We start from the raw sequence: 18956 nt of genomic DNA on the forward strand, positions 1-18956 counted from the left end.
CGGCCTCCCCCGATGGCGAGACGGCGCGACGACCCATCGGTCACCCCCACCCCGCCAGTCCCCCCGAGGTTCCCCCGTCATGCGCCCTGCCAGAACCCCCTTCCGCCCCGCGCCCTGCGAGGACGGACCGCCCCGGACCGGCTCCGGGCTCCGCGCCGCCGCGCGACTCCTCCCCCGCCTGCTGTCCGTCGCCCTGGCGGCCGTGCTCGCCGCCGCGGTCCTCTCCCCCGCCCCGGCCTCGGCCGCGGTCGGCGCCAGCATCGGCTACGAGACCATCGTCAGCCACGACGGCACCGAGCTCAGGGCCAAGGTCATCACCCCCACCGGGGTCGAGGGCCCGCACCCGCTGCTGGTCATGCCCTCCGCCTGGGGCACGCCCCACCTCCTCTACGTGGGCGCCGCCGCCAGGCTGGCCCACGAGTCCGGCTACCAGGTCGTGGCCTACACCTCGCGCGGCTTCTGGGACTCGGGCGGCGGGATCGGGGTGGCCGGTCCCGAGGACCGCGCGGACGCCAGCGCCGTCATCGACTGGGCGCTGGAGAACACCGACGCCGACCCCGACCGCATCGGCATGGCCGGGATCTCCTACGGGGGCGGCATCAGCCTGCTGACCGCCGCCGAGGACGACCGGATCCGCGCCGTGGCCTCGCTGAGCGGCTGGGCCGACCTGGCCGTCTCCCTGTACCCCAACGAGACCGTGGACACGCAGTCGGCCGAGCTGCTCCTGCTGGCGGGCCACCTCACCGGCACCCCCGGCGAGGAGCTGGCCGGGATCGAGGCCGCCTACCGGCGCGGCGACATCCAGCCCGCCCTGGACGTGGCCCCGGACCGGTCGGCGGCCACCAAGGTGGACGCCATCAACGCCAACGGCACGGCCGTGATGATGGCGCACGCCTGGAACGACGGCATCTTCCCCGTGGGCCACATCACCGACTTCTACGAGGAGCTGGAGGTGCCCAAGCGGCTCATGATCACCCCGGGCGACCACGCCACGCAGGAGCTGTTCGGCGCGGCCGGGCTGCCCAACGAGGTGTGGGAGGCCCTGGGCGACTGGTTCGACCACCACCTGCGCGGCCAGGCCAACGAGGTGGACGCCGAGGGGCCCGTGCACGTCAGGCCCAACAACGGGCGCGGCGGCTGGACCACGCACCCCGACTGGCCGTCGGTCACCGCGAGCACCGACCGGTACTACCTGGCCGAGCCGAGCACGGACTGGTTCCGCTGGCAGAGCAGCGGCGCCATGGAACCCGAGCCCTCCACCGGATGGGACTACCGCTTCCGCACGGGGATCGCCACCCCGGCCGAGAGCGGCACGGTGATGCTCTCCGGCGCCCTCCAGCAGTTCTTCGACATCCCGGCCGGGGTGCTGCTGCCGACGGTGGACCGCTACCGGGCCGCCGTGTGGACCAGCCCCGCCTACCCCGAGGGGGCGCGGGTGGCGGGGACGCCGGAGGTCTCCCTCACGTTCACGCCGACCGCTCCGGAGCAGTCGGTGTACGTGTACCTGTACGCGATCGACGGGCGCGGAAGGGGTTCCCTGCTGTCGCACGCGCCCCACACCCTGCGCGGAGCCACTCCCGGTGAACCGGTGACGGTGGACACGGAGCTGGCGCCGGTGGTCTGGGACGTGCCCGCGGGGCACCGCCTGGCCGTGGTGGTGGACAGCATGGACGCGCGCTACCAGGACGAGAGCGACATCGGGGACCGGGTGAGCGTGACCTCCCCCGAGGAGGCCCCCGCCCAGGTCACGGTCCCGCTGGCCTGATCGGCCCCGAGGGGTCTCCCGCGGCGGCGGGCCGGGCGCCCTCCGGCCGTCTCCGGCACACCCCCGTGCCGGAGACGGCCCCTTCTTCCCCTACCGCAAACGACACAAACACAAAGTAGCCACTTGACTACCGAAAGTGTGCGAGGATGCTCGTCATGACCTCGTCCACCGCACACAGGATCCTCGCCCCCCTCGCCGCCGCGGCGGTCGCCGCCGGGGGTCTCTTCCTCGCCGAGCAGCTCCCGGCGCCCGCGTCCGCCGTCACCCAGGCCATCCACTCCCCCGCGGTTCCCGCGCAGGAGGACCGCGAGGCCCTGTCGCACGTGGCGGGGCTCTCCCACCAGAGCGCCGCCGTGACCGGCGACCAGCACCAGGCCGTGCTGGACTACTGGACCGAGGAGCGCATGGCCGCCGCCAAGCCCATCACCGGCATGCTGGAGGACGTCCTCCCGCCCGCCGAGGACGGGTCGGCCCCGGACGGGGGAGTGGAGCACCAGGCCGCGCCGCGCCCCGACAGCCGGGGCGAGCGCTGGACCTCGGGCGGGCTGGTCACCAGGACCACCGGCAAGGTCTACCTGACCATGGACGGGCGCGACTTCACGTGCTCGGCGTCGGTGGTGGACGCGGCGAACCGGAGCACCGTGGTCACCGCCGGGCACTGCGCCAAGGACGGCCGGGGCTCGTGGGCCCGCAACTGGACCTTCGTGCCCGGCCACGCGGACGGGGAGAGCCCCTACGGGCGGTTCACCGCCAGCGACCTGCTGGTGGCGCCGGAGTGGTCGCGCCAGGCCGACGACAGCTACGACTTCGCCATGGTGGTGCTCAACCCCGACGGGGGCACCACCGTCCAGGAGCGGGTGGGCTCCCAGCGGATCGAGTTCGGCACCTGGACCGAGGACAAGGTGCGCGAGGGGGTGCAGGTGTACACGTTCGGGTACCCGTCGGCGGCCCCGTACGAGGGCAGGCACCTGCACTACTGCTCGGGCCGCACCGAACCCGACACCGGCGGCACCACGGCCAACGGGGTGCGCTGCTCCATGACGCAGGGCTCCAGTGGAGGCCCCTGGTTCGCCGGTTTCGACACCGGTACCGGCCGGGGCACGATCACCTCGGTGGTCAGCTTCAAGTACGCCGACGACCGCAGCGTCCAGTACGGCCCCCGGCTCGGCCAGGAGGCACGCGAGCTGTACGAGCAGGCCGCCCAGCTGTAGTACCCGCCGGACGAGCGGTGTCCCCCGGCCCCCGTGGCACGGGGGACACCGCTCGTTCCGCGTCCGGGGGCGGCCCCCGCCGGTCCTACAGGTCGATTCCGGTCAGAACCAGGACCCGCTCGTAGGACAGGTCGGTCATGGCGGCGCGCACGCCCTCCTTGCCCACACCCGACCCCTTGACGCCGCCGTAGGGCATCTGGTCGGCCCGGAACGTGGGCACGTCGCCGATGACCACGCCGCCGACCTCCAGCTCGCGGTGGGCGCGGAACGCGGTGGGCAGGTCGCGGGTGAACACGCCAGCCTGGAGCCCGAAGTCGCTGTCGTTGACCGCGGCGAAGGCGGCGTCGGTGTCGGCCGCGCGCTGGAGGACCAGCACCGGGCCGAAGACCTCCTGGCGCACCACCCGGGAGTCGTCCGGGGCCTCGGCGAGCACGGTCGGCGCCACGGTCACGCCGTCGCGCGTGCCGCCGGTGAGGAGCTTGGCCCCGGCGGTGACGGCCTCGTCGATCCAGGAGGCCACGCGCTCGGCCGCGGCCTCGTCCACCAGCGGGCCCACGTCGGTGGCCGGGTCGGCGGGGTCGCCCACGCCGAGGGCCTCCACCCGCTCCACCAGGCGTGGGACGAACTCGTCGTACACGGCGTCCTCGACGATGACGCGCTGCACGCCGATGCACACCTGTCCGGCCTGGTTGTTGCCGAACAGGGCCACCCGCTGGGCCGCCCAGTCCAGGTCGGCGTCGGCGAGCACCACGGCGGCGGCGTTGCCGCCCAGTTCCAGGGTGACGTGCTTGTGCGGGGCCAGGCGGGGCAGCTGCCAGCCGAAGGGGCCGCCGGTGAAGGAGATGACGGGCAGGCGTTCGTCGGTGATGAGGGGGGCGGCGAGCTCGTTGGGCATCGGCAGCACCGACACCATGCCGCCGGGCAGGTCCGTCTCGGCGATGACCTCGCCCAGGAGCAGGGCGGTCATCGGGGTGGCGGGGGCGGGCTTGAGGATGATCGGCGCGCCGACGGCGATGGCCGGAGCGACCTTGTGGGCGACGAGGTTGAGGGGGAAGTTGAACGGCGAGATGCCCAGGACCGGGCCCTTGGGGACGCGGCGCACCAGGGCCATGCGGCCGGTGCCGCCCGGGTCGGTGTCCAGGCGCTGGAGCTCACCGCTGTCGCGGCGGGCCTCCTCGGCCGCCCAGCGGAACACGGACACGGCGCGTCCGGCCTCGGCGCGGGCCCACTTGATCGGCTTGCCGCTCTCGGCGGTGATGGTGCGGGCGATCTCCTCGGCGCGCTCGCCGATGCGCCGGGAGACGTGGTCGAGGGCGTCGGCCCGCACGTGGGCGGGCAGGGCGGCGGCCTCGGCGGCGACCGCGTGCGCGGCGGCCACCGCCTCCTCGATCTGCTCGGCGGTGGGCACGGAGACGGTACCCGCGTCCTCGCCGGTGTAGGGGTTGACGACGGTGATCTCGGTGTCGCCGGTCGCGGCGGTGCCGGCCAGCCAGAACGGACGCGTAGACATGCCCGTGACGCTAGTGCCCCCTTCTCCCGGTGTGCCTTGTCCACTGTTGCCAACCCGAACGCGGGAGTTGGCCACCGTGGCGCAAGAACGACGCGCACACGGGTCCGCGCTCCGAACAGGGGCGACAGCGGGGGGTGTACACCGGGGTGACGGGCGGTATCGTCTGAGGATCAGACAGCCTGACCGGGGATCTTTGGTCGGCCGACTGGCGCCGGCGACCTCCTTCGTCCACAGTGGTGAGGAGGGCTCTGCCAGCGCGTTCGGCCGGACCCTCGGGTCCGCCACCGCCGACGGGATCCCGGGAGTGCCCATTGCCGCTTGTCTACCGCACGCTCGTCGCGGTCCCGGAGCACGACGGCGACCTGGTCGCCGTCACCTCGACGGTCCTGTCGCGGTGGCTGAGCAAGCGCGGCAACTCGGGCGCGCGCGTGGACTTCTCCGCCTCGGGGCGCCATGAGCTGAGCAACCGCTCCCGCGCCCTGGTCGTACGGCACGACAACCCCGACGAGGGCCTGTCCTTCCTGCGGCTGACCACCGAGTCCGACAAGACGGACGGCGTGTGGCGGACGGTCGCCACCGCTGTCGTGGACCCGGCGCTGTCCCCGTGGCGGTACGTGTGGATCGACATGACCGTCACCCCCTCCCCTCCGGCGGGTGAGGGCTCCGAGCATCCCCGGCTGGACGTCATGCCGCCCGAGGCCGCGCGCATGCTCCTGGAGGCGGTGCACGGCCACGACGGCGGCCACCCGCTGCCGCCCACGCCCCGGATCGTGCGCGGGCGCGACGACGACCTCGTGGACACGCTCGTGGCGACGATCCGCGACCCCCTGCGGCGCATGGCGGTGGTGGCCACCGGTTCGCCCCGCGACGTGACCGTCGCCGACTGGCGCGGGGCCATGGCCGGGGCGCTGTCGCGCTGCACCGGCATGTGCTCGGGGTACGTGCTCGACGACGCCGCCCTGGAGCGCGTCGGAGCGCTCCTGCCGCCGGGCCTGGACGTCCCGCCCGGCGGGGTGCGCACCTTCTTACCGGGGGTGGACCCGCACGACGAGGCGGACTCCGCCCGCCACCCCCGGATGAGCCCGGCCACGCTGGACACCGCGCGCGACGGCGAGCGCATCCGCAACTGGGTGGGCGCCGCCCTCTCACGGCGGGTGCGCGACAACGCGCTGGAGGTGGGCCTGCCCGACCCGCTCCAGGCCGTGGACGCGCTGCTGGAGGAGGAGACCGACGACCTGCGGCGGTCCGCCCCCGGCACGGCACGGCCTCGGGTGAGCGTGCCCGCGGCCCGGGGCGCGGCCGTCGTGCACCAGGCGGCGCAGGGCGGGGCGGTCCCGGCCGGAACCGCCTCGGCGTTGGAGCGCGAGGCCCTGGAACAGCAGACCCAGCGGCTGCGGGAGGAGGTCACCCGGCTCGGCGCGCGGGTCAGCGAGCTGGCCGAGGAGCGCCACGGGCTCCTGGCCGAGACCGCCGACCTGAGCGAGGAGCTCGACACCGCGCGCGAACAGGCGCGCGCCGCCCGCTACGAGGCCCGCTGGCTGCGCGAACAGGCGCGCGAGGCCGGGCTGTTCCGGCTGGCCGCGGCACCCGCGCCGAGCGATCCGCAGCGGCGGCCCCCGGTCAGCGTGCGCGAACTGCTGGAGCGGATCACCGACGACTCGGTCCTGCCGCACCTGTACTTCACCATCGAGGACGCCACGGTCTACGAGCTGTCCGACAGCCGCAAGGAGTCCCTGTGGGTCACCCGCGCGTGGGAGGCGCTGCTGGCCCTGAACGACTACGCGCGCTACCAGTTCGACAACCCCGGCACCGGGCTGGGCTTCCACTCCTACCTGCGCGAGACCCCCGACGGGTACCAGGTGATCCCCATCAAGCGGTTGGCCTCGCAGGAGTCGGACCACGTGCGCAACCGGGGCAAGCTCAACGACAAACGCCTGTTCCGGGTGCCCGAGGAGGTGGAGCCGAGCGGGCGGCTGCCCATGTACGCGCACATCAAGCTCGACATCGAGTACGGGATCTGTCCGCGGCTGTACTTCTACCCCCACCTGGGGCCGGGCACCACGAACCGCGTGTACATCGGCTACCTGGGCCGCCACCTGCCCGTGCAGCAGTCGAACTGAGCCCGGCCGGGCGGGCGGACCGGAGCCGGACCGCGCCGGGGGGGCTACCCCCCGGTGAGGCGCAGGATCTCATCGACGACGCGCGCGAGCGGCCTGGTGGCGTCGACGACCGTACCGTCCCGGGGAACGTCCTCCTTCGTCCGGTGCAAGCGCGCGATGAGGTCCCGTTCGGCCTGCCTGCCGCCCCACTCCCCCTCCGGTCTCCCGTCGAGCCGACGGCGCAGCGTCCCCGGGTCGATCTCCAGGACGAACACGCCGTCGAACAGGTCGACGAACTCCGGGAAGTTCCTGGAACCGCCGCAGAAGAACGTCACCGCGCTGCCCCGGTCGGCGACCAGGGACCTGACCCTGTCGACGTGCCAGAGATGGTGCTCGTGCCTCATGCCCTCCGTCGGCTCGCCGGTTCGCGGGTCGCCCTGGTAGGCCAGTTCGAGGTCGCCGTCCACGGCGTGGTACCCGCGCCGCCGCAGTTCCGCGCAGACCGAGGTCTTGCCGGTGCCGGAGACGCCCTCGACCAGATAGTTGCGCACGCCCATCACCGGAGCGTACAAGAACACGTGCGACGTGACGCGGGGGCGGCAGATCCCGCGGCGCGCGTACCCTGGGGGCCGTGACGGAAGCGAGTACGCGGGCCCTGGCGGCCCTGCCCGAGGAGCGGTGGCGCGAGCGCGCCGAGCGGCACCGCGACCGCGTGGACGCGCTGGTCGGGGACCACCTGCGGCGCCGCCGGGAGGGCGTGCGCCATCCGGTGGAGGACTTCCTGTTCACCTACTACAACCTCAAGCCCGCGCAGCTGCGGCGCTGGCACCCGGGCGCGGGGACGGTGCTGCTGGGCGAGGGCGCCCGCGCCCGCCTGGACGAGCGGTTCTACACCGCGCTGCCCGGGGGCGCGGTGGGCCTGGACACCGCGGCGTTCCTGGCGGCGCGGCCGGTGCTGGACTTCGTGGAGCGGCTGCTGTCGTCGGTCGCCGGGCGCCCCGCCCACCTGGGCTGCTTCGGCCTGCACGAGTGGGCGATGGTGTACCGGGCCGGAGAGGTGCGGCACGGACAGGTGCCGCTGCGGCTGGGCCGGGAGGGCACCGACCGGGTCGTGGAGACGCACCGGATCCGGTGCTCGCACTTCGACGCGTTCCGGTTCTTCACCGACGCCGCGCGCCCGCTCAACACGCTCCGGCCCAGCCGGGAGCGGCAGGACGAACTGGACCAGCCGGGGTGCCTGCACGCCAACATGGACCTGTACAAGTGGGCGTACAAGCTGGCCCCGGCGGTTCCCTCGGAGCTGGTGGTGGACTGCTTCGAACTCTCGCGGGAGATCCGGACGCTGGACATGCGCGCCTCCCCCTACGACCTGGCGGCGTGGGGGTACGCGCCGGTGCGGATCGAGACCGCCGGGGGAAAGGCGGAGTACATGGAGGCGCAGCGGGGGTTCGCCGAGCGCGGCGCGGTGCTGCGAGGGCGGCTGCTGGAGGTGTGCCGGACCCTGCGCGCGGCCTGAAGTCCGCGGTCGGCCGGTCGGCACGGAGGCGTCCGCCGACCGGCCACCGGTCGCGGGGGCGCCGGGTCATCCGTCCTGTGGCGGGGGGCCGAGGCCGCAGGAGGGGGCTCCTCCGGGGATCGGGATGCGGTGGCGGTTGGCGGCCACCCAGCGGTAGGCGGCCCGGTTGAGCGCGCGCAGCAGCGGAAGGCGCGCCAGGCGGCCCAGCGGCCGGGTGAGCGGGCGCCCGTGCAGCAGGAGTTCGGCGACGGCGTCGCCCCCGCGGAATCGGCGTCCGTCCGCGTACACGAACCAGGCGCTGGCGTCGGTCTGCTCCGGCGTCAGCCCCGCGGAGTCCAGGTCGAAGTCCTGCCAGGCCACGAAGCTGCTGCGGGCGCGCAGCCGGTCGCGGGCGAAGACCACCGAGCGCTTGCAGAACCCGCAGTCGCGGTCGTACAGGAACGCCCCGGTGCCGGGGACGGTGTCCAGCGAAGGCCTCATGCCGTCATCGTGCCCGCGCGGGGGCGTCCTCTCCCGGTTCCGGCGGAAGTTCTCGCCGCCCGCCGCGCACGGGACACGCCCATCTGGGGCTTCGCGCCCCTGCGTGAGCGACCGCACAGCCGCCCGCGCGCGCGGCGCCCCGCTGCACGCTTTTCAGCGGGCACCGGTGTCGCGGGCCGTCCGGGCCCGCGCGGTCCGTTCCGCGCGCCGCGCACCCAGGAGCAGCAGCACCGGGCCCGTCCCCCATCGGCGCCAGCATCGCGGCCGCCTGGAGGAGAAACCACGCCCGAGAAGGGGCCACGGTGGCCCGGCACGGCGGGGGCGGCCGCCCGGATCCCGGACGGCCGCCCCCGCCGGTCGGCTCAACCGGTGCCGTGCACGATGCGCTCGGCCATCTCCTCCCTGGGCTGGATCTCGCCCGAGAGGATCTGCTCGGCGTAGTGGCAGGCCACCCTGTGGGTGCCGCCCCCGGCGGCGTTCCCGACCGGGCGCAGTTCGGGCCGCTCGGTGTCGCACCGCTCCTTCTGCCGCCACGGGCAGCGGGTGTGGAAGCGGCAGCCCTTGGGCGGGTCGGCGGGCGAGGGCAGGTCTCCCGCCAGCAGGATGCGCTCGCGGCTGTCCTCCACCTCCGGGTCGGGGACCGGCACCGCCGACATGAGGGAGCGCGTGTACGGGTGCATCGGCGTCTCGTACAGGTCGTCGCTGGAGGCCTCCTCCACCAGGCCGCCCAGGTACATCACCCCGACCACGTCACTGACGTGGCGGACCACGGCCAGGTCGTGCGCGATGACCAGGTAGGTCAGCCCCAGTTCCTCCTGGAGGCTCTCCAACAGGTTGAGCACCTGGGCCTGGATCGACACGTCCAGCGCCGACACCGGCTCGTCGCAGATGATGAGGTCGGGCTCCAGCACCAGCGCGCGGGCGATGCCGATGCGCTGGCGCTGGCCGCCGGAGAACTCGTGCGGGTAGCGGGTGAGCGCCTTGGCCGACAGGCCCACCCTCTCCAGGGCGTCGACCACGCGCCTGCGCTGGTCCTCCAGGACCAGGGCGCGGCGCTCCCTGCCGCCGGAGGGCCCCTCCCCCGGCGCGGGGCCGCCGATCCCGTGGGTCTGCAAGCCCTCCAGCAGGATGGAACCGATGTTCTGCCGGGGGTTGAGGCTGCCCAGTGGGTCCTGGAAGACCATCTGGAGGTTCTTGCGCTGGCGGCGCATCGACTCCTCGTCCAGACCGGCCAGGTCCTGCCCGCCGAAGAGCACCTCGCCCTCGGTGACGTCCACCAGGCGCAGCACCGCGCGGCCCAGGGTGGTCTTGCCGCAGCCGGACTCGCCCACCAGGCCGTAGGTCTGGCCGCTCTCGATCTCCAGGCTGACGCCGTCGACCGCGCGCACGTGGCCGATGGTGCGGTCGAAGAACACCCCCTTCCTGATGGGGAAGTGCACCTTGAGGTCGTTGATCCGCAGCAGGCTCATCCCCGCTCCTCCTCGTCGTCGCCGTCCGGACCGTCCGAGCCGTCCAGCGTGGGCCGGTCGGTCACGTCCGCGTCCCGGATCGGGTTCACGCACCGGTGCACGTGTGCGGCAGCCGGGCCCTTCCCGGAGCGGCCGCCCTCCTCCACGCCCGCCGCGGCGCCCACCGCCACGAGCTCCGGCGGCCCCTGGAGGCACTCCATCGTGTAGTGGTCGCAGCGGGGCGCGAACGCGCACCCCTGCGCCCAGGCGATGTTGTCGTTGACCGACCCCCGGATGGGGGTGAGCCGTTCGCCGCGCGGGGCGTCCAGCCGGGGGATGGAGCCCAGCAGGCCGACCGTGTAGGGGTGGGTGGGGTCGGCGAACAGCGGCGCGCGCGGCGCCGTCTCCACCGCCCGCCCCGCGTACAGGACGTTGATGTCGTCGCACAGCCCGGCGACCACGCCCAGGTCGTGCGTGATCATCAGCAGGGCGGTGCCCTCCTCGGTGACCAGGTCCCGGAGCAGCTCCAGGATCTGCGCCTGGATGGTGACGTCCAGGGCGGTGGTGGGCTCGTCGGCGATCATCACGCGGGGGCGGCAGGCCACCGCCATGGCGATGAGCGCGCGCTGGCGCATGCCGCCCGACAGCTGGTGCGGGTACTCGCGCAGCCGCCGCCCGGGGTCGGGGATGCCCACCCGGTCCAGCAGGTCGGCGGCCTCCTTGTCGGCGGCCGAACCGCGCATCCCCCGGTGGCGGCGCAGGATCTCGGTGACCTGGCGGCCGATGGGCACCACGGGGTTGAGGGAGCTGAGCGGGTCCTGGAAGATCATCGCCAGCTGGGAACCGCGCAGGTCGCGCATCCGTCTCTGCGGCAGCTTCAACAGGTCGACGGGGCCGTCTGGCAGCCGCATGACGGCGCTGCCGCCGACCCGCACCCCCCGGTCGGGGAGCAGGCCCATGAGGGCGAGCGAGGTGACGCTCTTGCCGCAGCCGGACTCGCCGACCAGGCCGGTCACCCGGCCCTCCTCCAGGGTGAAGGACACCCCGTCCACGGCCCGCACCTCGTCGGAGCCGCGTCCGCCGAACACCACGGACAGCTCGTCCACCGCCAGCAGCGGCGTGCTGGAACTCATGTCACTTCCTCAGCTTGGGGTCGAGCGCCTCCCGCATCGCCTCACCCAGCAGGGTGAAGCCCAGGGCGGTGACGATGATGGCCAGCGCCGGGTACACGGCCAGCTGCGGCGCGCTGGACAGGAACCGCTGGGCGTCGGCGAGCATGGTCCCCCATTCGGGGAAGGCCGGGTCCGGGTTGCCCAGACCCAGGTAGGACAGGGCCGCCGCGTCGATGATGGCGGTGGCCAGGGTGAGCGTGGACTGCACGATCACCGGGCCGAGCGAGTTCGGCAGGATGTGCACGAGGGCGATCTTGTGTTTGCGCACGCCCAGCGCGCGGGCGGCCAGCACGTAGTCGCGGTTGCCCTGGGAGAGCATCGCGCCGCGCAGGAGGCGGGCGAAGATGGGGATCTGCGCCACGCCGACCGCGAACATGACCGTGGTCAGGCTGGGGCCGACCAGGGCGGCGATGGTGACCGCGAGCAGCAGGGTGGGCAGCGCCAGCATCATGTCGATGACGCGCATGACGGCGTTGTCCACCTGGCGCCCCCAGCGGCCGCCGAGGACCGCGGCGGCCCCGGCCGCGCCGCCGAGCAGCGCGCCGACGCCGAGGCCGACCAGGGTGGCGACCACGCCGACCAGGAGGGTCTGGCGGGCGCCGATCACCATGCGGGAGAACTGGTCGCGGCCGAGGTTGTCCAGGCCCAGCCAGTTCTCGGCGCGCGGGCCGACGAACACGTTGCGGTTGGGGAAGACCTCGTCGCCCCAGCTCTGCGAGACGGGGTCGTAGGGCGCGATGAGCGGCGAGAACAGCGCCACGACGAGGAACACCACGACGATCACGGCGCCGGTGATGGCCATGGGGCTGCGGCGCATGCGCTCGAAGGCGGTGCGCCAGATGCCCGCGCCGTGTTCGCCCTCCTCGCGCTGGCCCATGAGTTCGGCCAGCCGGTCCACCCTGGCCGCCTTGCGTCCCAGGAGGGGCGTGCGCTGGGCCGCGGTGCCCTCGGGCTCCGGGGCGCCCGCGGGTTCGGACCGGTTGTGGGGGCTCGGTGTCGTCGGCATCACTGGGCCCGCACTCTCGGGTCGAGGAGGCTGTAGGAGATGTCCACCAACAGGTTGATGAACACGTACATGGTCGCGATGAGCAGGATGAACCCGGTCAGGACCGGGTAGTCGCGCCCCTGCGTGGCCGCGTAGACGAACGAGCCGATGCCGGGGAAGGCGAAGACGCTCTCGGTGAGCACCGCCCCGGCGAACAGGCTTCCGGTGAGCAGTCCGACGGAGGTGACCACGGGGAGCATGGCGTTGCGCATCACGTGGCGGGTGCGCACGGTGTTGCGGTGCAACCCCTTGGCGTTGGCGGTGCGCACGTAGTCCTCGCCGACCACCTCCAGCACGCTGGCGCGGGTCATCCGGACGATCACGGCGAGCGGGATCGAGGCCAGCGCGATCCCGGGCAGCACGAGGTGGAGCAGGGCGTCCCACACCACGTCGAGTTCCCCGGTCCGCAGGCCGTCGAGGACGACGAACCCGCTGAGGTCGGTGCGGATCAGGCCCGGGGAGAGCCGGAAGGCGGAGGGGAACATCCCGAGCCGCTCGGCGAAGACCACCTTCAGGATGAAGGCGAGGAAGAACACCGGCGTGCAGATGCCCAGGAGGGATCCGCCCACGGCCGCGAAGTCCAGCACGGAGCCGCGCCTGCGCGCGGCGAGGTAGCCGAGGGGGACGCCGATGACGACCGCGATCAGCATCGCGGTGACCGACAGTTCGAACGTGGCCGGGAAGCGGGTGAGGAACTCCTCGGTGACCGGCCGTCCGGTGGAGAGCGAGGTCCCGAGGTCGCCCTGGAGGATACGGCGCAGGAAGGCCAGGTACTGAACCGTGATCGGTTCGTCCAGGCCGAGGGAACGACGCAGCGCGGCGCGCTGTTCGGCCGTCGCGTCGTCGGGGAGGAGGGCGTACTCCGGTCCGCCCGGCAGCCGTTGCAGCCAGACGAACAGCAGGATCGACAGGCCGCCCAGTGTCGGGATCAGCTGGAGGAGACGCCTGACGATGAATCGCAGCACCTTCGCCGCCTTTCGCCAGTGGTGGGAACGATGGACGCGAAGCGTCCCCCGCCGGGTCGCGGCGGGAGTTCGAGCGGGTGGTTGGGACAGGGGCCCGGGCGGCGCGCGTGCGGCGCGCCCCGCCGGGCGGTGCCGCGGCGCGGGGCGCGCGGGCCCGGTCGGGCCGGGGACCGCGGGCCCCGGGCAGTGGGCGGGCCCGACCGGCGGCCGGTCGGGCCCTTCCCCTCCCCGCGGAGGAGGGGGACTACTTCCAGGAGGCCTCGGCGAACTGCTCCTGGGTCAGCGGGCTGACGTTGGGCGGGTTGACGTTCGCGGAGAAGGCGATGGACGGCGGGGAGCTGGAGATGGGCAGCCCCGGCAGGATGTCCATGATCTGGTTGTTCAGGTCCTGGTAGGCGGCGACGCGCTCCTCCTGGTTCGGGTTGGTGCTCGCCTCCTCCATGGCCTCGAACAGGTCCTCGTCACGGAAGCCGAACTCGCTGTTGTACTGGGAGAACCAGGTGCCGATGAAGTTGTAGGCGTCGTTGTAGTCGCCGGTCCAGCCGAGCAGGTACAGCGGGCACTCACCCGAGTTGGTGCGCGGCACGTACTCGGTCCACTCGTAGGTGACCGGCTCCACGGTGACGCCGACCGCCTCCAGGTCCGCGGCGATGACGTCGAAGATGTCGCGCGGCGCGGGCATGTAGGGGCGGGTGACGTCGGTCGGGTAGCAGAACTCCAGGGTCAGGTCCTCCTGCCCGGCGTCCGCCAGCATCTCCCTGGCCAGTTCGGGGTCGTACTCGTAGGTCTGCACGTCCGGGGACCAGCCGTCGAGGGTGTCGGGGTGGAACTGGCTCGCGACCTCGCCGCCCTCGGGCAGGATCGTGTCGACGATGCGCTGGCGGTCCACGGCGTGGGCGAGGGCCTGGCGCACCTCAAGGTCGGCGAGCGCCTCGCTGGCCTCCTGCTGGTAGGCCATGTACAGGACGTTGAACACGCCGCGGGTGGGCACCTGGAACCCGGCCTCGGACAGGGGGGCGACGTCGGCGGGGGCGACCAGGTCGTAGCCGTGGATGTCACCCGCCTCCAGGGCCTGGCGGCGGGCGGTCTCGTCGGGGATCGCGCGCAGGATCATCGTCTCGAAGCCCGCGGCCTCGCCCCAGTAGTCGTCGAAGCGCTGGAGGGTCACCTCGGCCTGGTCGTGGTCCCACTCCTGGACGGTGAAGGGCCCGGTGCCCGCGACGGTTCCGGCCGTCTGGGTGTACTCGGGGAGGGTGAAGTTGCCCTCCTCGCCGGTGATCTCGGCGTCGGCGATGGCCTCCAGCGTGCTGGGGCTCATGATGCCGAACGAGGCGAGGCTGAAGCCGCCGGGGAAGATCGAGGAGTACTCGTCGATCGTGATGACCGCGGTCAGCTCGTCGGTGGCCTCGCAGGAGACGTACCGGGACTCGGCGAGGTCCTCGCTCTCGTTCTCCGCGAAGCCGCCGAAGATCGACTGCCAGTAATAGGAGTTGTTCGAGCTCTGGAAACCGCCGGTGAGGTTGTACCAGCGGTCGAAGTTGGCGCAGACCGCCTCGGCGTTGAACTCGTCGCCGTCGTGGAACAGGACGCCGTCGCGCAGGTGGAAGGTCCAGACGGTGCCGTCCTCGGACTGCTCCCAGTCCTCGGCGAGTCCGCCGACGATTTCGGTCCCACCCGATTCGTGTTCGAGAAGGGTTTCGAATACCTGCCTGCTGTAACGGAAGGTCTCACCGTCACTGGTGAGGAAGGGGTCGAGGGTTTTGATGTCGCCCGCGGAGGCGAAGACGAAGGGTTCCGACGCGTCGGTCCCCCCGCCCTCGCGGTTACTCTCGGCGCACGCCGTGGCCACCAGCGTGAGCGCGGCCGCGGAGGCCAGGAGGGCCAGCGGCTTTCGGAAAGGCTTCCTGAACATGGTCCACCTCAGTGCGGGGCCCGGCAGGCCCTGGAACGATTGAGTGGACCCTAGACCGCTCCGAGAGCGACTGTGAAGATAGACAGCTGGGTATTAATACAACCGTTTCCCATCTGTGCCGTGATCCATGGGTGCATTTTCGGATACGAGTTGTCGAACAGATGAACGCACTATCACGTGATACTTCACGGCAACACCCCCGTAACCCGGGGAAAAGAATTTTCCCCGCCACCTGATGTCGGATGATCGGATGAAAGGGTGTGTTTTCCGGGGCCGCGAACCCGCCCCGGAGCCCGGACACCGGTGTCGGTGGAGGCACCGGGCGGGCCTATGATCTGCCAATGACCACACCGCTTGACGACGCGGCGCTGACCGCGTTCCTCGAGGGCCAGGAGGCCTCCTGGCTGGCCGAACAGCTGATGCTGGTGGCCGACGAGGATCCCATCACCAGGATCCGGCTGACCGCCGCGGCCGGATCCGAGAGTGCCGTGGACGAGGCGCGGGCCGCCGTCCTCGCCATCGTCGCGGACCACCTCCCGCAGGAGGCCGCCCAGTCCCCCGACGACGGCGACGCCCTGCACCGGGCGCTGGACCTGCTGGACGACCTGGCCGACTACGGTTTCGAGGACGAGTCGGCCGACATCGCGGACGAGGCCAGGGAGATCTACCTGGGCCGCCACGGGGAGGACGACAGCGACCACCTGGCGCGGCTGCACGCGGCCGCCGACGGCGAGGACGACGAGGAGTAGCGCGGGAGGGGGCCGACGGCGCTCCGTCGGCCCCCTCCCCTTCGGGCACGCGCGCGACGAGGGCCCGGGCTCCGGCCGTCCCGCCCCCAGGGGCGGGGCGCCACAGGGCGTTGCCGCCGCGCCGGGACGGCGCTCGCCTCAGTCCCCGACGACCGGTGCCTCCGCCGGACGCAGCAGCGGCCCCACGTACTCCAGGGCCTGTCCGACGAGGGACTCCACGTCGTCCCTGACGTCGAGTTCGAGGCCGGGTTCGTCCTCCCTCAGCCGTTCGAGGGTGTCGAGCTGCGACTCCAGGAGCGCGGGCGGCATGAAGTGGTCCTGGCGGGCCTCGATCCGCCGCCAGATCACCTCGGCGGAGCCGTGCATGTGCAGGAAGCGCACCCCCAGGGCGGCCTGGCGCAGGACGTCGCGGTAGCTGTGCCTGAGCGCCGAGCAGGCCATGACCGTGGACTGGTCGGCGGCCTCGTGCTCGGCGATCCACCGGGCCAGCTCGTGCAGCCACGGCCAGCGGTCCTCGTCGGTCAGCGGGACGCCCGCCGCCATCTTGTCGATGTTGGCCCGGGGGTGGAAGTCGTCGGCCTCGGCGAAGGGCAGGCCCAGCTGCTTGGCCACACGTTCGGCGACAGTGGTCTTGCCGCTGCCCGAGACCCCCATGAAGACAAAGTGCATGGTTTCTCCGTGTCGTGGTGCCCCTGCGCGGCCGCAAGCGTCACCGTTAATAGTGATATCAATCAATCCGGCTAGGCTTCAGCGTGACCCACGGCCGCATGCGGCCAACCGGACGGCCCCGGAGCACGAGGAGAACGATGGCCACGGACCACCGCACACTGCACAACCGCGTGCTGGCGGTGCTCGGACCCGCCATCGCCGCAGGCGAGTACCGGACCGGCCACACCTTCACCCTCCAGGGCCTGGAACAGGACTTCGGCGTCTCCCGGACGGTCGCGCGCGAGGCCGTGCGCGTCCTGGAGTCCATGCGGCTGGTGGTCAGCCGCCCCCGCACCGGCATCCGCGTGCGCCCGCGCCGGGACTGGAGCGTCTTCGACCCCCAGCTCATCCGCTGGCGCCTGGCCGGGCCCGGCCGGATGGAGCAGCTGCGCTCGCTCAACGAACTGCGCGCCGCGCTGGAACCGGGGGCCGCGGCCCTGGCCGCCGAGCGCGGCGACGCCGAGGAGCGGGCCCAGCTGGTCGTGGTCGCCGACCAGATGGTCCGCACCGGGCGCGCCGGTGACCTGGAGACCTTCCTGGAGTTGGACGTCACGTTCCACCGCCGCATCCTGGAGCTGTCCGGCAACGAGATGTTCGTCGGCCTGTCCCAGGTGGTGGCGGAGGTCCTGGTCGGACGCACCTCCTACCACCTGATGCCGCGCAACCCGCGCCCGGAGGCGCTGCGGCTGCACAAGGCCGTGGCCCAGGCGATCCGGGACGGCCTCCCCGACGTGGCGGAGGCCGCGATGCGCTCCATCGTCACCGAGGTGTCCGTCGCGCTGGAGGGCGACCGGAGGGCGGAACCCGCGTCCTGAGCGGACGACCGGGTTCCGCCCGCGCGGTCACAGCACCAGGCTGAGTCCGAAGGCGAGCCCGAAGCCGATGAAGCCGATCAGGGTCTCCATGACCGTCCAGGTCTTGAGCGTCGTCTTGACGTCCATACCCAGGAAACGGCCGACCAGCCAGAACCCGGAGTCGTTGACGTGCGACAGGGCCGTGGCGCCGGAGGCGATCGCGATGACGATCAGGGCCAGGTCGATCGAGGAGAGTCCCGAGGTGGCCGCCACGGCCGGGGCGATCAGGCCCGCCGCCGTGGTGATGGCGACGGTGGCCGAGCCCTGGGCGACGCGCAGCGCGAGCGCGATGACGAAGGCGGCGACGATCACCGGCAGGCCGGTGGACTCCAGGCTGTCGGCGAGGGCGTCGCCGATGCCGCTGGTGCGCAGCACGCCGCCGAACATGCCGCCCGCGCCGGTGATGAGGATGATGGCGCAGACCGGGCCGAGCGCGCCGCCGACGATCTCCTCCACCCGCTGGCGGGTGAAGCGGCCCGGGCTGAGCACGACCATCGCGAAGAGCACGGTGATGAGCAGCGCGATCGGGGTCTGCCCGAGCAGCTGGAGGATCTGCACCCACGTGGCCTCGGCGGGCACCGCGCCCGTGGAGACGAGCGTGGTCATACCGGTGTTGGCGAAGATCAGCAGCATCGGCAGCAGGAGGACGGCCAGCACCGTCACCAGGCGCGGCGGGTTCTCGTGCTTGACGGTGCCGTCGGACATGATGTCCTCGGGAACCGCCAGCTCCCACTTCCTCCCGGCCCACAGGCCGAACAGGTAGCTGGCCAGGTACCAGGTGGGGATGGCCAGGATGGTGCCGATCAGCAGCACCAGGCCCATGTCCGCCTCGATCTCCACAGCCGCGGTGACCGGACCGGGGTGCGGGGGCACGAAGGCGTGCATGACCGCGAAGGCTCCCGCGGTGGGCAGCGCGTACATGAGCACGGATCCGCCGACGCGGCGGGCCACGCTGAAGACGATCGGCAGCATGACGATGAGGCCGACGTCGAAGAAGATCGGGAAGCCGAAGAGCAGGGAGGCGACGCCGAGCGCGAGCGGCGCGCGCTTCTCACCGAAGAGCCTGATCAGCGCCCCGGCCAGGACGGCCGCGCCTCCGGTGATCTCCAGCAGGCGGCCGATCATCACGCCGAGCCCGACGAGCAGGGCGACGTTGGCGAGGGTGCCCCCGAAGCCGTCCAGGAGGGTGGGCACCACCCCGGAGACGGGGATGCCGGTGGCCAGGGCGGTCAGGACGCTGACCAGGATGAGCGCCACGAACGCGTGCAGCTTGAGGCGGATGATCAGGAACAGCAGGAGGGCGATGGCTCCCGCAGCGATCCCGAGAAGGGGTCCCGTCCCGTAGACGGGTTCGAAGTTCTCCACGACGGAGCCTTCCGTGGGTGTGCGGTGGTGCTGAGCTGTACGGGAGTACGGCTCCGACCTGCTCTGGGGGCAGGCTCCGAGAATGGTAATACCATTTGTGAGGTTATGTGAACACCGGCGTTCCGTTCTGTTACGCCCGCGAGACCTGCGTCACCGG

16 protein-coding genes are annotated in these 18956 nt (G+C 72.5%); 6 read left to right on the top strand and 10 right to left on the bottom strand.

Translation table 11 applies throughout. The features are described 5' to 3' along the window. The first annotated feature begins 79 nt into the window (after window positions 1–79). Together UIS43_RS11810 and UIS43_RS11815 are read left to right on the top strand one after the other, a co-directional pair. Window positions 80–1765 (top strand): CocE/NonD family hydrolase, encoded by a 1686-nt coding sequence (locus tag UIS43_RS11810; RefSeq protein WP_370013164.1) that lies wholly within the window; start codon window positions 80–82, stop codon window positions 1763–1765. Between the two features lie 155 nt (window positions 1766–1920). Then, complete coding sequence (locus UIS43_RS11815; RefSeq protein ID WP_013154634.1) at window positions 1921–2976, top strand: serine protease; 1056 nt, start codon at window positions 1921–1923, stop codon at window positions 2974–2976. A gap of 85 nt (window positions 2977–3061) precedes the next feature. Here UIS43_RS11815 and UIS43_RS11820 read toward each other — a convergent pair whose 3' ends face one another. After that, complete coding sequence (locus tag UIS43_RS11820; RefSeq protein ID WP_370013165.1) at window positions 3062–4486, bottom strand: aldehyde dehydrogenase family protein; 1425 nt, start codon at window positions 4484–4486, stop codon at window positions 3062–3064. Window positions 4487–4797: 311 nt separating this feature from the next. On the opposite strand from UIS43_RS11820, the gene UIS43_RS11825 reads away from it, so the two are divergent. Next, entirely contained in the window at window positions 4798–6606 is a 1809-nt protein-coding gene (locus UIS43_RS11825) for a hypothetical protein (RefSeq protein WP_370013166.1), read from the top strand. A 44-nt stretch (window positions 6607–6650) separates the two neighbouring features. Here the strand turns inward: UIS43_RS11825 and UIS43_RS11830 are convergent, their stop codons facing one another. Beyond that, a complete protein-coding gene (locus UIS43_RS11830; protein WP_013154637.1) occupies window positions 6651–7142 on the bottom strand; it encodes an AAA family ATPase in 492 nt (163 codons plus the stop codon). Between the two features lie 74 nt (window positions 7143–7216). Between UIS43_RS11830 and UIS43_RS11835 the strand changes: the two genes are divergently transcribed. Further along, window positions 7217–8101, top strand: coding sequence for a hypothetical protein (locus tag UIS43_RS11835; protein ID WP_013154638.1), 885 nt, complete (start codon window positions 7217–7219; stop codon window positions 8099–8101). Window positions 8102–8167: 66 nt separating this feature from the next. Here UIS43_RS11835 and UIS43_RS11840 read toward each other — a convergent pair whose 3' ends face one another. From UIS43_RS11840 to UIS43_RS11865, 6 genes are all read right to left on the bottom strand, one after another. Then, window positions 8168–8581, bottom strand: coding sequence for a thiol-disulfide oxidoreductase DCC family protein (locus tag UIS43_RS11840; protein WP_013154639.1), 414 nt, complete (start codon window positions 8579–8581; stop codon window positions 8168–8170). A gap of 362 nt (window positions 8582–8943) precedes the next feature. After that, window positions 8944–10050: an ABC transporter ATP-binding protein gene (locus UIS43_RS11845; protein ID WP_013154640.1), complete on the bottom strand. Its 1107-nt coding sequence runs from the start codon at window positions 10048–10050 to the stop codon at window positions 8944–8946. Further along, a complete protein-coding gene (locus UIS43_RS11850) occupies window positions 10047–11162 on the bottom strand; it encodes an ABC transporter ATP-binding protein (protein ID WP_358454154.1) in 1116 nt (371 codons plus the stop codon). The genes UIS43_RS11845 and UIS43_RS11850 overlap by 4 nt, the downstream gene beginning before the upstream one ends. A 1-nt stretch (window position 11163) precedes the next feature. Further along, window positions 11164–12207 carry an ABC transporter permease gene (locus UIS43_RS11855; protein WP_013154642.1) on the bottom strand — a complete coding sequence of 348 codons (1044 nt, stop codon included), beginning with the start codon at window positions 12205–12207 and terminating at the stop codon, window positions 11164–11166. Further along, window positions 12207–13211 carry an ABC transporter permease gene (locus UIS43_RS11860; protein WP_013154643.1) on the bottom strand — a complete coding sequence of 335 codons (1005 nt, stop codon included), beginning with the start codon at window positions 13209–13211 and terminating at the stop codon, window positions 12207–12209. Before UIS43_RS11860 ends, UIS43_RS11855 begins: the two co-directional genes overlap by 1 nt. 244 nt (window positions 13212–13455) lie before the next feature. Next, window positions 13456–15123, bottom strand: coding sequence for an ABC transporter substrate-binding protein (locus UIS43_RS11865; protein WP_013154644.1), 1668 nt, complete (start codon window positions 15121–15123; stop codon window positions 13456–13458). A 341-nt stretch (window positions 15124–15464) separates the two neighbouring features. On the opposite strand from UIS43_RS11865, the gene UIS43_RS11870 reads away from it, so the two are divergent. Next, on the top strand, window positions 15465–15872 hold the full coding sequence (locus tag UIS43_RS11870) for a hypothetical protein (protein WP_013154645.1): 408 nt from the start codon (window positions 15465–15467) through the stop codon (window positions 15870–15872). A 138-nt stretch (window positions 15873–16010) separates the two neighbouring features. Here the strand turns inward: UIS43_RS11870 and UIS43_RS11875 are convergent, their stop codons facing one another. Continuing rightward, a complete protein-coding gene (locus UIS43_RS11875) occupies window positions 16011–16541 on the bottom strand; it encodes a gluconokinase (protein WP_370013167.1) in 531 nt (176 codons plus the stop codon). 137 nt (window positions 16542–16678) lie between these two features. Between UIS43_RS11875 and UIS43_RS11880 the strand changes: the two genes are divergently transcribed. Further along, window positions 16679–17395 (top strand): FadR/GntR family transcriptional regulator, encoded by a 717-nt coding sequence (locus UIS43_RS11880; RefSeq protein ID WP_013154647.1) that lies wholly within the window; start codon window positions 16679–16681, stop codon window positions 17393–17395. Between the two features lie 27 nt (window positions 17396–17422). Here the strand turns inward: UIS43_RS11880 and UIS43_RS11885 are convergent, their stop codons facing one another. Then, the gene (locus UIS43_RS11885) at window positions 17423–18799 is read right to left on the bottom strand and encodes a GntP family permease (protein WP_013154648.1); all 1377 of its coding nucleotides are present in this window, start codon (window positions 18797–18799) and stop codon (window positions 17423–17425) included. Between the last annotated feature and the right edge of the window lie 157 nt (window positions 18800–18956).

This window comes from Nocardiopsis sp. LDBS0036 (assembly GCF_041228755.1).
In the GTDB taxonomy this organism is placed as follows: Bacteria; Actinomycetota; Actinomycetes; order Streptosporangiales; family Streptosporangiaceae; genus Nocardiopsis; species Nocardiopsis dassonvillei.